Source organism: Thermopolyspora flexuosa, from assembly GCF_006716785.1.
GTDB lineage: Bacteria > Actinomycetota > Actinomycetes > Streptosporangiales > Streptosporangiaceae > Thermopolyspora > Thermopolyspora flexuosa.
In genome coordinates, this window is record NZ_VFPQ01000001.1 from 1,579,617 (window position 1) to 1,592,789 (window position 13,173).

11 protein-coding genes are annotated in these 13,173 nt (G+C 73.5%); 5 read left to right on the forward strand and 6 right to left on the reverse strand.

The window, feature by feature from the left end:
* Window positions 1-85: 85 nt before the first annotated feature.
* Window positions 86-1,216, reverse strand: a complete 1,131-nt coding sequence (locus FHX40_RS06860) for a DUF4349 domain-containing protein (protein WP_142258828.1) — start codon at window positions 1,214-1,216, stop codon at window positions 86-88.
* A gap of 186 nt (window positions 1,217-1,402) precedes the next feature.
* On the opposite strand from FHX40_RS06860, the gene hemG reads away from it, so the two are divergent.
* The 3 genes from hemG (at window position 1,403) to FHX40_RS06875 (ending at window position 4,682) form a co-directional block, all read left to right on the forward strand.
* Complete coding sequence (gene hemG / locus FHX40_RS06865) at window positions 1,403-2,902, forward strand: protoporphyrinogen oxidase (protein ID WP_142258829.1); 1,500 nt, start codon at window positions 1,403-1,405, stop codon at window positions 2,900-2,902.
* On the forward strand, window positions 2,868-3,569 hold the full coding sequence (gene hemQ, locus FHX40_RS06870; RefSeq protein ID WP_142258830.1) for a hydrogen peroxide-dependent heme synthase: 702 nt from the start codon (window positions 2,868-2,870) through the stop codon (window positions 3,567-3,569). The genes hemG and hemQ overlap by 35 nt, the downstream gene beginning before the upstream one ends.
* A 135-nt stretch (window positions 3,570-3,704) precedes the next feature.
* On the forward strand, window positions 3,705-4,682 hold the full coding sequence (locus tag FHX40_RS06875) for a hypothetical protein (RefSeq protein ID WP_142258831.1): 978 nt from the start codon (window positions 3,705-3,707) through the stop codon (window positions 4,680-4,682).
* On the opposite strand, the gene msrB is transcribed toward FHX40_RS06875, so the two are convergent.
* Complete coding sequence (msrB, locus tag FHX40_RS06880) at window positions 4,639-5,046, reverse strand: peptide-methionine (R)-S-oxide reductase MsrB (protein ID WP_142258832.1); 408 nt, start codon at window positions 5,044-5,046, stop codon at window positions 4,639-4,641. The two genes, FHX40_RS06875 and msrB, sit on opposite strands and share 44 nt — an antisense overlap.
* Window positions 5,047-5,448: 402 nt before the next feature.
* On the opposite strand from msrB, the gene ligD reads away from it, so the two are divergent.
* Window positions 5,449-6,468: a non-homologous end-joining DNA ligase gene (gene ligD, locus FHX40_RS06885; protein ID WP_142258833.1), complete on the forward strand. Its 1,020-nt coding sequence runs from the start codon at window positions 5,449-5,451 to the stop codon at window positions 6,466-6,468.
* Between the two features lie 468 nt (window positions 6,469-6,936).
* Complete coding sequence (locus tag FHX40_RS06890) at window positions 6,937-8,403, forward strand: aldehyde dehydrogenase (NADP(+)) (protein WP_306465698.1); 1,467 nt, start codon at window positions 6,937-6,939, stop codon at window positions 8,401-8,403.
* A gap of 24 nt (window positions 8,404-8,427) precedes the next feature.
* On the opposite strand, the gene FHX40_RS06895 is transcribed toward FHX40_RS06890, so the two are convergent.
* From FHX40_RS06895 to FHX40_RS06910, 4 genes are all read right to left on the reverse strand, one after another.
* A complete protein-coding gene (locus FHX40_RS06895; protein ID WP_142258835.1) occupies window positions 8,428-9,591 on the reverse strand; it encodes an ATP-dependent DNA ligase in 1,164 nt (387 codons plus the stop codon).
* Complete coding sequence (locus FHX40_RS06900; protein ID WP_142258836.1) at window positions 9,588-10,322, reverse strand: pyrimidine reductase family protein; 735 nt, start codon at window positions 10,320-10,322, stop codon at window positions 9,588-9,590. Before FHX40_RS06900 ends, FHX40_RS06895 begins: the two co-directional genes overlap by 4 nt.
* Window positions 10,323-10,386: 64 nt before the next feature.
* Complete coding sequence (gene glgX, locus FHX40_RS06905) at window positions 10,387-12,528, reverse strand: glycogen debranching protein GlgX (protein ID WP_142258837.1); 2,142 nt, start codon at window positions 12,526-12,528, stop codon at window positions 10,387-10,389.
* A gap of 173 nt (window positions 12,529-12,701) precedes the next feature.
* Window positions 12,702-13,130 (reverse strand): OsmC family protein, encoded by a 429-nt coding sequence (locus FHX40_RS06910; protein WP_142258838.1) that lies wholly within the window; start codon window positions 13,128-13,130, stop codon window positions 12,702-12,704.
* Window positions 13,131-13,173 lie beyond the last annotated feature (43 nt).

The following is a 13,173-nucleotide window of genomic DNA, read 5'->3' on the forward strand; positions in this document are numbered from 1 at the left end:
TTCGCCGTGCCCGGCCGGCGCCCCGCGCCTCGCGTGGGCGGCGCGCCGGCCGGTGCGGCGCGATGGGGACGCGATGGGGGAGCGGTCAGCGCGGCCGCCCGGGGGTCGCGTCCGGGTCCTGCGGCGGGGCCTCGGGCTCCTCCGGGCCGGAGAGCGGCACCGGTGACGACGCCTCGGGCGGCGCGTCTCCCGGCGGTTCCGGTGGGGCGCCCCACGACGGGCCGCGCGGCCGCCGTGGCCGCGGTCGTGGCCGCGGGGAGACGAGGCGGGTACGGCTCAGCAGGCGCGCCAGCGGCCAGACCAGGAGCACGAGCAGGCCGATGGCGAGCAGCCACGGCAGCAGCACCCCGAGCACGGTGAGCCCGACCTTGGTGGCGGCGACGAGCGCCCGCCAGCCGGTGACCAGCCCGCCGAGGAAGCCCTCCGGCTCGTCCTCGTCCTCCGGCACCTCGACCGCGGGGCCGATGAGGTGGAGGGTGATCGTCGCCATGCCGGTCAGGGACGCGAGCGCCTTCTGCCGGGCCTGGAGCGACTCCAGCTCGGCCGTGCGCGCGGAGATCTCCCGTTCGATCTCCAGGATCTCGCCGATCTTCTCGGCGCGGCGCAGCAGGGCGCGGAACTGGTCGATCGCCGCCTCGGCCGACTTGATCCGGCTCTTGACGTCGGCGACCTCCTCGGTGACGTCCTCGGTGCGCTGGGTGAGGCTCTCCCGCGTGCCCAGCTCGGTGCCGAACCGTTTGAGCACCGTCGCGTAGCGGTCCGGCGGCACCTTGAACGTGATCCTCGTGCTGCTGCCGGCGGCGGTGGAGGAGTCGCTCTGCTCCTCGGACACGTATCCGCCGGCCTCGGTGGCGATCCGCGTCGCCTTCTCCGCCGCGGCGGCCACGTCCTTGGCGCGCACCGTCATCTCGGCGCTGCGGACGAGCGCCCGCTCCGGCGCGACCGTGGCCTTGGTCAGCGGCCGCTCTCCGGCCTCGTCGGCCTCGCCGCCACCGCCGCGCCCGGCCCCGGCGAGGTCGCGGCCCTCGCCGCCACTCTCCGGGCGGGCCTGGGTGGCGGCCTCGCCGTCCTGTGCCACCGACGCGGGCGGCGGCTCGGCGGCCTCGTAGCCGCCGCCGGAGCATCCGGCGAGCGCCAGCGCCGCGGCCGTCGCGATCAGCGCGGGCCATGTGGGCCCGACCGTCCGGGAACGACCCTGGAGCCCGTGGTTCCTCATGCCCCCTTAACGACACGCCGGGCCCGCCGGTTTGGCCACGTTGATCACGACCCGGTCACGTTATCGGACAAACGCCGTTATCCGCCGGGCCGGGTGCGGCACATCGGGACGCCGCCGGGACGACGCGCGGCGCCGCGGCGAGGGCGGCGGGCCGTACCGGTGCGACGGCACGGTAACGTCTGTGGTATGGCAGGAAGATCGAGTCGCGAGAGCGAGTCCCGGAACGCCCCGGAGCGGGACGGGCGACGACACGTCGCGATCGTCGGCGGGGGCATCGCGGGCCTCGCCGCGGCGTGGTACCTCGGGCGGGACGGCGGCGACCGCGTCAGGGTCACCGTGCTCGAGGGCGGTGACCGGGTGGGCGGCAAGCTGCGCGTCTCCGAGGTGGCCGGGGTGCCGGTGGACGAGGGCGCCGAGGCGATGCTCGCCGCCCGGCCCGAGGGCAGGGAGCTGGCGCGGCTCGCCGGGCTCGGCGACGAGCTGGTGGACCCGGGCCCGACCTCCTCGCTCATCTACTCCCGGGGCGCGCTGCGCGAGCTGCCCAAGGGCCACGTGATGGGCGTGCCGTCCGACCTCGCGGCGCTCGGCCGTTCCGGCATCCTGTCGCCGCTCGGCTTCCTGCGCGTCCCGCTCGACCAGGTGCTGCCGCCCACCCTGGTGCGCACCGACGTCTCGGTCGCCGCGTACGTGCGCGCCCGGATGGGCGACGAGGTGGTGGAGCGGCTCGTCGAGCCGCTGCTCGGCGGCGTCTACGCCGGTCGGGCGGAGTACCTGTCGCTCGACGCCACGATGCCGCGCATCGCCACCGCGGCACGCACCGAGCGGTCGCTGCTCGCCGCGGCGCGGCAGATCGCCCAGGAGGGCGCAAGCCGTCCCCGCGGGCCGGTGTTCACCACGCTCGCCCGGGGCCTCGGCACCCTGCCGGAGGCGCTCGCCGCCGGGTCCGGGGCCGAGGTGCGCACCGGCACGCTCGTGCGCGAGCTGCGCCGTACCGACAATGGCTGGCGGCTGGTCGCCGGCCCGGCGAACGCGCCGGAGGAGATCGAGGCGGACGCCGTGATCCTCGCCCTGCCCGCGGTCCCGGCGTCCCGGCTGCTCCAGGACGAGGTGCCGAAGGCCGCGGCCGAGCTGGCCCGGATCGAGTACGCGAGCATGGCGATCGTCACCCTCGCCTACCCGCGCTCGGCGTTTCCCGCGCTCCCCGAGGGCAGTGGCTACCTCGTGCCGCCGGTGGAGGGCCGCGCGGTCAAGGCGGTGACGTTCAGCTCGGTCAAGTGGCCGCACCTGGCGAAGGCCGCCCCCGACCTGGTGATCGTGCGGTGCTCGATCGGCCGGCTCGGCGAGGAGCAGGTGTTGCAGCGCGACGACGCCGAGCTCGTCTCGCTGGCCATGGCGGAGCTGACCGACGTGCTGGGGGTACGCGGGCTGCCGCGGGACAGCCGGGTCACCCGGTGGGGCGGCTCGCTGCCGCAGTACAACGTCGGCCACCTCGACCGGGTGGCGCGCATCCGGGCCGCGGTCGCCATGCAGCCGGGCCTCGCGGTGTGCGGGGCCGCGTACGACGGGGTCGGCGTTCCCGCCTGCATCGCGACCGCCCGTACCGCGGTGGGCCGGATTCTGGACCACCTCGATCCGCGGGGAGAATGGCGTCATGACCGAGGAAAGGCAACAGCCAAAAGCGCGTGATCTCAACGAAGTGATCCGGTACACCATGTGGTCGGTGTTCCGGCTGTCCGAGCGGCTGCCCGACGAGCGGGACGAGATCGTCCGCGAGGTCGAGGACCTGCTCGCCCAGGTCGGGCAGAAGGACGTGGTGACCCGCGGCTCCTACGACGTCGCCGGGTTCCGCGCCGACGCCGACTACATGTTCTGGTGGCACGCCCCGTCCGCGGAGGACCTGCAGGAGGTCTACGGCCGGTTCCGGCGCACCCGCCTGGGACGGGCGAGCGAGCCGGTCTGGTCGGTCATCGGGCTGCACCGCCCGGCCGAGTTCAACCGCTCGCACATCCCGGCGTTCCTCGCCGGTGAGGAGCCGCGCGGCTACCTGTGCGTGTACCCGTTCGTGCGTTCGTACGAGTGGTACCTGCTCGACGAGCGGGAGCGGCGCGAGCTGCTCGCCGAGCACGGCGCCATGGCGCGGGGCTTCGCGGACGTGCGGGCGAACACGGTGTCCGGGTTCGCGCTCAACGACTACGAGTGGCTGCTCGCGTTCGAGGCGAACGAGCTGCACCGCATCGTCGACCTCATGCGCCACCTGCGGGGCGCGCGGGCGCGCCGGCACGTCCGGGTGGAGATCCCGTTCTACACCGGCACCCGTAAGCCGCTCTCGGAGCTCGTCGCCGCCCTCCCGTAGCAGAGGGAAATTGCCTGTTTTGCCGTAATCCTTCCACAACCTTGGCATACTGCCTTTCAGGATTACGGTGAGATAGGCGGGTAAGTGGCACGGTCCAAGGGACGTAGGCGGAAACCACGGCGATCACGGCCTCTGGTGAGGATCACGGCGTTCGCGGCCGTGCCGGTGATCCTCGCCGGCGGGGCCGTCGCCACGGCCCGGTTGTGGAGTCCGGGCGGCACGACGGGTGGCACGACGGATCACACCGGGCTGTCCGCGTACGTCGCCGCCGACCCCGACCCGACGGCGCAGGCGACCGCGCGGCCTGCGCCGCCGAAGGCCGCGGCGGAGAGCACCGCGGAGAAGCCGCTTCCGGCGCCCGAGGCCACCACGGCCGCGGCGTCGCGTCCGCACGGCGCCGCCACGCCCCGCGCCGACCGGCCGGAGAAGACGCCCACGGCAAAGGACGACAAGCCGGAGAAGGCGAAGGGCGGGAAGAAGGCCGGGGCGTCCCCGAAGCCCGGCGAGGAGCCCGCCGACCGCTCGCCGGACGCCTGGGCCCGGGGGGATGTGCTCGGCGCGAGCGATCTCGCCGACGGCGAGCCGCTGACCAGCCTGTACGGCCTGGGCGATCCCGGCGGGGGCGCCCCCGCGGACGGCTCCGGCACGGCGCGGCCGGACGACACCGGACCGGTCACGTTCAGCCTGGTCGACCCCTCCGGGGCGGCCGGCGACGCGCCGGGCCGTACCGAGCCGGACGGGACGGCGGCCACGCCCCGCGCGGGCCGCTCGAAGTACACCGACGTCGCGGCGATGGAGTACTTCCAGGCGCGCTGGGGCGCGAAGGACGCCGCGATGAAGAAGGTCACCGACATCCGCAGCGTCGGCGGCTACCTGCGCATCTACACCACGCTCAAGGACAACGCGATCAACCACAAGCACGCGGTCACGCTCTGCGAGCGCGGCCGCGACTACCTCGCCAAGGAGCGGGGCGTGCGCCACCCGGTGGTGTTCGTGCACGCCCGCACCGGCCTCAACGGCAACCCCGTGCTCGCCAACGACCTCGGCCAGGGCGACAAGGACTGCCGCCTCACGACTCCTCGGCCGGGACGAGGCGCAAAGCGATCGAGTTGATGCAGTAGCGGTCGTCGGTCGGCGTCGGGAAGCCCTCGCCGTGGAAGACGTGCCCGAGGTGGGAGTCACAGCGGGCGCAGCGCACCTCGGTGCGGATCATGCCGTGCGAGCGGTCCTCCAGCAGCGTCACCGCGTCGGACGAGGTCGGCGCGTAGAACGACGGCCAGCCGCAGTGCGACTCGAACTTGGTCTCCGACCGGAACAGCTCCGCGCCGCAGGCCCGGCACGTGTAGACGCCCACGGTCTTGGTGTCGACGTACTCCCCCGAGAAGGGCGGCTCGGTGCCCGCCTCGCGCAGCACGTGGTACTCCTCGGGCGAGAGCAGCTGCCGCCACTCCCGTTCGTCCTTTACCACCTTGTCCATGACCACCAGCCTACCTACGCCGCCAATTGACCTTCCGGACATGTCTTTCGCCTCACGGGCTGTTTGCGCAGGCGAGGCATCCTTTCGGCCGCGTTCCGGCGTCTATCGGGATGTGGGGGGTTGATCACCCTTCCGTCGAGGGCGAGATCGCCCGCCGGGCCGCCCTGGGAGCGGCGAACACCCATATCCCGTGCTGGGAGCCGCCGGGCGGTGGGGAGTTCACCGCGGCCGGGTAGGGCGCCAGTGCCCGGCGCGCCGAGAAGTACGGCGGGCGGTCACAGGTCCGTCCCGCGCGGGCGCCAGGCCCCGCCGCCGGCAGCCCCGGGACGGACCCGCCCGGCCCTCCGGGCACGCGCCGGCCGGTCCGGGAGGAATGTCGCCGCCGGGGGGTAGCGTCACGTCATGGCCTCGCCGTACATCGAGATCGACGCCGGCGGGCGGACGATCAAGGTCACCAACCCGGACAAGGTCTACTTCCCGGGGATCGGTGCGACAAAGCGCGAGCTGGTGGAGTACTACCTCGCGGTCGGCGAGGGCGCGCTGCGCGCGCTCGACCACCGCCCCACCTACCTCAAGCGGCACCCCGACGGGGTGCAGACCGAGCAGATCTACCAGAAACGCGCCCCGGCCCGCCGCCCGGACTGGCTCGAGACGGTGACGGTGACCTTCCCCAGCGGCCGCACCGCGGAGGCGATCTGCGTCACCGAGGTCGCCGCGCTCGCCTACTGCGCGAACCTCGGCACGATCGACTTCCACCCCTGGCCGACCCGCTGCTCCGACGTCGAGCACCCCGACGAGCTGCGCGTCGACATCGACCCCCAGCCCGGCACCGGCTTCGCCGAGGCCCGTCAGGTCGCCCTCGCGGTCCGCGACATCCTCGCCGAGCTCGGCATGACCGGCTTCCCCAAGACCTCCGGCGGCCGCGGCATCCACGTCGCGGTCCGCATCGAGCCCCGCTGGTCGTTCGTCGAGGTACGGCACGCCGCGATCGCCCTCGCCCGCGAGGTCGAGCGCCGCCTGCCCGCGCTCGCCACCACCTCCTGGTGGAAGGAGGAGCGCGGCGAGCGCGTCTTCATCGACTACAACCAGAACGCCCGCGACCGCACCATCGCCTCCGCCTACTCGGTCCGCGCCCGGCCGCACGCTCCCGTCTCCACCCCGGTCACCTGGGAGGAACTGCCCGACGTCGACCCGCGCGATTTCGACATCCGCACCGTGCCACGCCGTTTCGCCGAAATCGGCGACGTGCACCGCGCCATCGACGACCGGGCGTACTCCATCGAGCCGTTGCTCGAGTGGTACGCCGCCGACGACCGCGGTGACGAACCGTATCCACCCAACTATCCGAAAATGCCGGGCGAGCCGAAACGCGTGCAACCGAGCAAGGCACGGCCGAGCGGTGACGGAGCCGATCGAACCTAGCTCGGCGTGATGTTTTCACAGCCGGTCGCGATGCCGGTCCGGTACGCACCCCGCCGGGACGTGAAATGACGCCCGTACAACCGCACTCCCCGGCACGGCAGGGGACACGGCATCGGATACGGAAAGGTCGCGGGCGCGGCACCGCTGACGCAGCGCATCGGTCCCGCGGCCGAGAGATGACGCACCGTGTCCTGCGCGGTTCGGTACGTCGCGCCCTGCGCAGGCCGTCGCGTCCCGTAATTCGACGGCGCCGGACGGGCCTGGCGAGATCGTTCCCCGGAAAGTGAGACCGCACATTTCAGGCGGATCCCGGCCCGGCGCGGCGCGTCGCCGTACGGCACGGCCACGCGCGATTCCCGAAACCCCGGACGCGGGTTGATCCGCGCGGTGGGGCATGCGGTTTACTGCCTGTCGACGGCAGATATCAGGCACGACGAGAGGACGCCGATGACCGGCAAAGTGATTTCCGTGGACGCGCGCACCGGAAAGGAACGGCGGGAAATCGGGCCCGAGACGTCCGTCGAGGAGATCGCCACGATTTGCGCCCGGGCCGCGGAGGCGTTCCCGGTGCTGCGCGACCTCGGCCGGGAGGAGCGGGCGCGGCTGCTCGAGGCGATCGCGGGTGAGCTGGAGGCCGCGGGGAAGGAGCTGGTCGCCGCCGCCGACGCCGAGACCGCGCTGGGTGAGGGCCGGCTCACCGGCGAGCTGGCGCGGACGTGCCACCAGTTCCGGTTCTTCGCCCAGGTGATCCGGGACGGCGGGTACCTCGACGTGGCGATCGACCACGCCGACGCCACCGCGACGCCGCCCCGGCCCGAGCTGCGGCGCATGATGGTGCCGATCGGCCCGGTCGCGGTGTTCGGCGCGGCGAACTTCCCGCTGGCGTTCAGCGTGCCCGGCGGGGACACCGCCTCCGCGCTCGCCGCGGGCTGCCCGGTCGTGGTGAAGGCCCACCCGGCGCACCCGGAGACCTGCGAGATCGCGGCGGCCGTGCTGCGCCGGGTGCTGCCGGACGGCGCCTTCGCCCTCGTGCACGGCATGGCCGCGGGCGCCGCGCTCGTCCAGGACCCGCACATCCGCGCGGTCGGCTTCACCGGGTCGGAGCGCGGCGGGCGCGCCCTGTTCGACCTCGCCGTCTCCCGCCCCGACCCGATCCCGTTCTACGGCGAGCTGGGCAGCGTGAACCCGCTCGTGGTCACCCCCGGCGCGGCCCGGCGGCGCGCCGAGGAGATCGGCACCGGTACCGCGGACAGCCTCACCCTCGGCATGGGCCAGTTCTGCACCAAGCCCGGCCTGATCTTCGTGCCGCGCGGCGAGCACGGCGAGGCCGTGGTGGCCGCCCTGGTGCGCCGGGCCCGCGAGGCCACCCCGGGCGTGCTGCTCACCGAGGGCATCCGCGAGGCCTACGTGGCGGGCGCGCACCGCGCCCGGCAGGAGGCGACCACGCTGCTCGCGTCCCAGGCCCAGGCCCCGGCGTGCGGCCCCACCCTGGTGCGGGTGGACGCCCAGGCGGTGATCGACGGCAAGGCGCCGCTGGAGGAGGTGTTCGGCCCGTTCGGGGTGGTCGTCGACTACGACGGCGAGGAGGACCTGTTCGCCGCGCTGACCGCGCTGCGCCCGGCCCTGGTCGCCGCGGTGCACGCCGAGGAGTCCGAGACCGACCTCGCCTCCCGGCTGCTCGACCTGCTCACCGAGCGGGTCGGCCGCATCGTGTGGAACGGCTACCCCACCGGCGTCGCGGTCGCCTGGGCGATGACGCACGGCGGGCCGTACCCGGCCACCACCGCGCCCGGCCACACCTCGGTCGGCGCGAACGCGATCCGCCGATGGCTGCGCCCGGTCACCTACCAGTCGGTGCCGCTGTCCCTGCTGCCGATCTCGCTGCGCGACACCTCCCCGATGCCCCGCCGCCTCGGCGGACGGCCCATCCTCTGACCCCGGAGGGCGGCCCGGTACGGCTCAGCCGCGCAGCAGCTCGTCGAGGTCGTAGCCGATCGGCCGGTCGAGCTGGGCGTAGCCGCAGGACTCGGGGGTGCGGTCGGGGCGCCACCGGCGGAAGTGGGCGGTGTGCCGGAACCGGTCGCCCTCCATGTGGTCGTAGGCGACCTCGGCGACGAGCTCGGGCCGCAGCGGGATGAAGGAGAGGTCCTTCTTCGCGTTCCACCGGGACACCGCGCCGGGCAGCCGGGGGCCGCCGGGGGAGGGGTTGGCGGCCTGCTCCGCCCAGGCGGCCCACGGGTGCCCGCTCGGGTCGGCCATCCGGTACGGCGCGAGCTCGTCGACGAGCTCGGCGCGCCGCCGCATCGGGAACGAGGCGGCCACGCCGACGTGGTGCAGCCGCCCCGCCTCGTCGTACAGGCCGAGCAGCAACGAGCCCACCACCGGACCGGACTTGTGCTCGCGGTAGCCCGCGACGACACAGTCGGCGGTGCGCTCGTGCTTGACCTTGAACATCACCCGGCGGTCGGGCTCGTAGCCGAGGTCCCGGCGCTTGACCACCACACCGTCGAGGCCCGCGCCCTCGAAGCGCTCGAACCACCGGGCCGCGCGCTCCTCGTCGTCGGTGAGCGGGGTGAGCCGTACCCGGTCGTCGGCCCCGGCGAGCGCCTCGGCGAGCCGGGCACGCCGCTCGGCGAAGGGGCGGCCCATGAGGTTCTCGTCGCCGATCGCGAGCAGGTCGAAGGCGACGAAGGTGACCGGGGTGCGCTCGGCGAGCAGCCGGATGCGGGAGGCGGCCGGGTGGATGCGCTGCTGCAGCGCGTCGAAGTCGAGGGCCTTGCCCTGGCGCAGCACGATCTCGCCGTCGACCACGCACCGCTCCGGCAGCTCGGCGCGGACCGCCGCGACCAGCTCCGGGAAGTAGCGGGTGAACGGCCGCTCGTTGCGGCTGCCGAGGTACACCGCCTCCCCGGCGCGGAACACGATGCACCGGAAGCCGTCCCACTTCGGCTCGTACAGCAGCGAGCCGTCCTGGGCGGGCAGCGTGCGCACCGCCTTGGCGAGCATCGGCGCCACCGGCGGCGCGACCGGGAGGGCGCCCGCCAGCTCGGCGACGACCGGATCGGCGGCGGGATCGGGGCCGGTATCGGCGGGGTCCGGGCCGGATGGCTGGTCGTGGCTCATGCGTCCTCCCTGGTGTACCTGCAGAACAGAAACCCGTTGTCGGTCAGGACGTGAGCCAGGCGGAGCCCGGTGGGGGAAGACGTCCCGTCGAGTATGCGGGCCGCGCCGCCGCCGACCAGCATCGGGCTGATCGTGAGGCACAGCTCGTCGACGAGCCCCGCGGCCACGAGCTGGGCGTTCAGCCGCGGGCCTCCTTCGCACAGGATATGGCGGTGGCCGAGGTCGCGCAGCGCGGCCACGGCGCGGCGCACGTCCACCCGGTCCGCCCCGGCGACGATCACCTCGGCCCGCTCGGCCGCGGCCCGCCGCCGCTCCTCCGGCGCCGCCTCGGTGGTGATCACGATGGTCCGGGCGTACGGCGGGGCGTCGGTGAACAGCTCCGCGTCGAGGTCGAGGTCGAGCCGCCGGGTGACCACGGCGATCGGCGGGGCCGGTGGGCGGCCCGCGCGCAGCGGCTCCCACGCGGGCCGGGGCCTGGCCGGGCGGTAGCCCTCGCCGCGCACCGTGGCCGCCCCGGCGAGGATCACGTCGGCCAGGCCGCGCAGTATCCCGAAGATCCGGCGGTCGCCCGCGCCGGACAGCCCGCCGGACAGGCCGTCGAGCCAGGCCGCGCCGTCCACGCTCGCCACCATGTTGACGCGCAGCCACTCCCGGTCCGGGCAGGCGTAGGCCGCGGCGAGGTCCTCGTCGTCCAGGGGTGTCGCGCTGGGTTCGGGAAGGATCTGACGCATCCCTCCACGATTCCACAGCGCCGCCGCGGCGCAGGTCACGGCCCCGGCGCGCCCCGGAAACGGGTCAGCCGGCGGCGGGCGCGGGCTGCTCGTCGGCGAGGCGGAGGATCTGCAGCGAGCGGGCCGTGACCGGCACCTGCGCGCCCGCGAGCCAGGTCTCGCCGCGGTGCCGGGCGTCGCGCGGCCCCTCGTCGGCGGTGTCGAGCACGGTCTCCCACTTCCCGCCGAAGTCGGCCTGCGGCAGCGTGAACGGCAGGTCCTCGTAGTGCGCGTTGATGAGCAGCAGGAACGAGTCGTCGGTGATGCGCTCGCCGCGCGGCCCCGGCTCGGTGATCGCCTGGCCGTTGAGGTAGACCATGAGCGACTTGGCGTACCCGATCCGCCAGTCCTCCTCGCCCATCTCCCGCCCCGACGGGGTGAGCCACACGATGTCGCCCTTGCCGTCGGTGCCGTGCCGGCCGTGGAAGAACCGGCGCCGCCGGAACACCGGGTGCTCGCGCCGCAGCCGGGACAGCTCGCGCACGAACTCCAGCAGGTCGGCCTCGGTCGTGGCGAGCGACCAGTCCACCCAGGAGATCGGGTTGTCCTGGCAGTAGGCGTTGTTGTTGCCGTGCTGGGTGCGGCCGAACTCGTCCCCGGCGAGCAGCATCGGCACGCCCTGGGACACGAACAGCGTGGCCAGGAAGTTGCGCCGCTGCCGGCGCCGCAGCCGGTTGATCTCCGGGTCGTCGACCGGGCCCTCCGCGCCGCAGTTCCACGACCGGTTGTCGTCGGACCCGTCCTGGTTGTCCTCGCCGTTCTCCAGGTTGTGCTTGTGGTTGTAGGAGACCAGGTCGGTGAGCGTGAACCCGTCGTGCGCGGTGACGAAGTTGATCGAGGCGACCGGGCGCCGCCCCGACGTGGCGTACAGGTCGGAGGAGCCGGTGAGCCGGGAGGCGAACTCCGGCATGGTCGAGGAGTGGCCCCGCCAGAAATCCCGCACGGTGTCCCGGTAGCGGCCGTTCCACTCGGTCCACAGCGGCGGGAAGTTGCCCACCTGGTAGCCGCCGGGTCCCACGTCCCACGGCTCGGCGATGAGCTTCACCTGGGAGATCACCGGGTCCTGCTGGATGAGGTCGAAGAACGCGCTCAGCCGGTCCACGTCGTGCAGCTCGCGGGCGAGCGCCGCGGCGAGGTCGAACCGGAAGCCGTCGACGTGCATCTCCAGCACCCAGTACCGCAGCGAGTCCATGATCAGCTGCAGCGCGTGCGGGGAGCGCACGTTGAGCGAGTTGCCGCACCCGGTGTAGTCGAGGTAGTAGCGCCGGTCGGACTCGTGCAGCCGGTAGTAGGCGGCGTTGTCGATGCCGCGGAACGACAGCGTCGGCCCCAGGTGGTCGCCCTCGGCGGTGTGGTTGTACACCACGTCGAGGATCACCTCGATGCCCGCCGCGTGCAGGGCCTTCACCATCGCCTTGAACTCCTGCACCTGCTCGCCGCGGTCCCCCGAGGAGCTGTAGGCGTTGTGCGGGGCGAGGTAGCAGATCGTGTTGTAGCCCCAGTAGTTGGTGAGCCCGCGCCGCACCAGCGCGTGCTCGGGCACGAACTGGTGCACCGGCATGAGCTCGACCGCGGTCACCCCGAGGCCGAGCAGGTGGTCGATCACCGCCGGGTGGGCGAGCCCGGCGTAGGTGCCGCGCAGCTCCTCCGGCACCGCCGGGTGGAGCTTGGTGAGGCCGCGCACGTGCGCCTCGTAGATCACGGTCTCGTGGTACGGCGTGCGCGGATGCCGGTCCGCCCCCCAGTCGAAGAACGGGTTGATCACCACGCTCTTCGGCATGTACGGCGCGCTGTCGGCGGTGTTCCGCCGCTCGGGGTCGGCGAGATCGTAGGAGAACAGGGCGGGGTTCCAGACGACCTCGCCCTCCACGGCCTTGCCGTACGGGTCGAGGAGCAGCTTCGACGGGTCGCACCGGTGGCCCGCGGCGGGGTCGTAGGGGCCGTGCACGCGGTAGCCGTACCGCTGGCCCGGCATCACCCCCGGCAGGTACGCGTGCCAGACGAACGCGTCCACCTCGGTGAGCTCGACGCGGGTCTCGGTGCCGTCGTCGTCGAACAGGCACAGCTCGACCCGCTCGGCCACCTCGGAGAACAGGGAGAAGTTGGTGCCCACGCCGTCCCACGACGCGCCGAGGGGGTAGGGCGCCCCCGGCCATACCTCACGCATCAACCCTCATCGTCCTCGTCCATCGACGGCCGGTCCGTACCCACGATCTCACGGTTCGGGGTGCGATGGTGGCGAGAGTATCGGCGATGACCGGCGCGGACGGCAAAACGATCGGAAGGCCGGCCGGGCCGGACGACGCCCGGCCCGGCCGTGTGCGATCGGCCGATGTGCGGTCAGCCGATCAGCTCGGCGTTGAGGGTGATCGTGGTGCCCGCGAGGGCCTTGCTCACCGGGCAGTTCTCCTTCGCGGTCTCGGCCGCCTTCTGGAACTCCTCGGCGGAGATGCCCGGCACCTGGGCCCGCACCGAGATCACGATGCCGGTGATGCCCTGCCCCGGCTGGAAGGTCACCTCGGCCTTGGTCTCGATGGTCTGCGGCGGGGTGCCGGCCTTGGCCAGGCCGTTCGACAGCGCCATGGAGAAGCACGACGAGTGGGCCGCCGCGATCAGCTCCTCGGGGCTGGTCTTGCCGTTCGGCTCCTCGGCGCGGGAGGGCCAGGTCACCTCGAAGGTGCCCACGCCCGAGCTGTCCAGCGACACCGTGCCGGAGCCGTCGAACAGCGCGCCCTTCCACTGGGTCGTCGCGGTGCGCGTCGTCGCCATCGGCGAGTCCTTTCCGTCGGTTGCGTACTGGTGGACTTTCGGA

What these genes read in the sequence shown, in the direction of transcription:
- ligD (WP_142258833.1), top strand. Translation starts at nt 5,449, where the DNA reads ATGGCCTCGCCGTACATCGAGATCGACGCCGGCGGGCGGACGATCAAG.
- hemQ (WP_142258830.1), top strand. Translation starts at nt 2,868, where the DNA reads ATGACCGAGGAAAGGCAACAGCCAAAAGCGCGTGATCTCAACGAAGTG.
- FHX40_RS06910 (WP_142258838.1), bottom strand. Translation starts at nt 13,130, where the DNA reads ATGGCGACGACGCGCACCGCGACGACCCAGTGGAAGGGCGCGCTGTTC.
- FHX40_RS06900 (WP_142258836.1), bottom strand. Translation starts at nt 10,322, where the DNA reads ATGCGTCAGATCCTTCCCGAACCCAGCGCGACACCCCTGGACGACGAG.
- glgX (WP_142258837.1), bottom strand. Translation starts at nt 12,528, where the DNA reads ATGCGTGAGGTATGGCCGGGGGCGCCCTACCCCCTCGGCGCGTCGTGG.
- msrB (WP_142258832.1), bottom strand. Translation starts at nt 5,046, where the DNA reads ATGGACAAGGTGGTAAAGGACGAACGGGAGTGGCGGCAGCTGCTCTCG.
- FHX40_RS06895 (WP_142258835.1), bottom strand. Translation starts at nt 9,591, where the DNA reads ATGAGCCACGACCAGCCATCCGGCCCGGACCCCGCCGATACCGGCCCC.
- hemG (WP_142258829.1), top strand. Translation starts at nt 1,403, where the DNA reads ATGGCAGGAAGATCGAGTCGCGAGAGCGAGTCCCGGAACGCCCCGGAG.
- FHX40_RS06860 (WP_142258828.1), bottom strand. Translation starts at nt 1,216, where the DNA reads ATGAGGAACCACGGGCTCCAGGGTCGTTCCCGGACGGTCGGGCCCACA.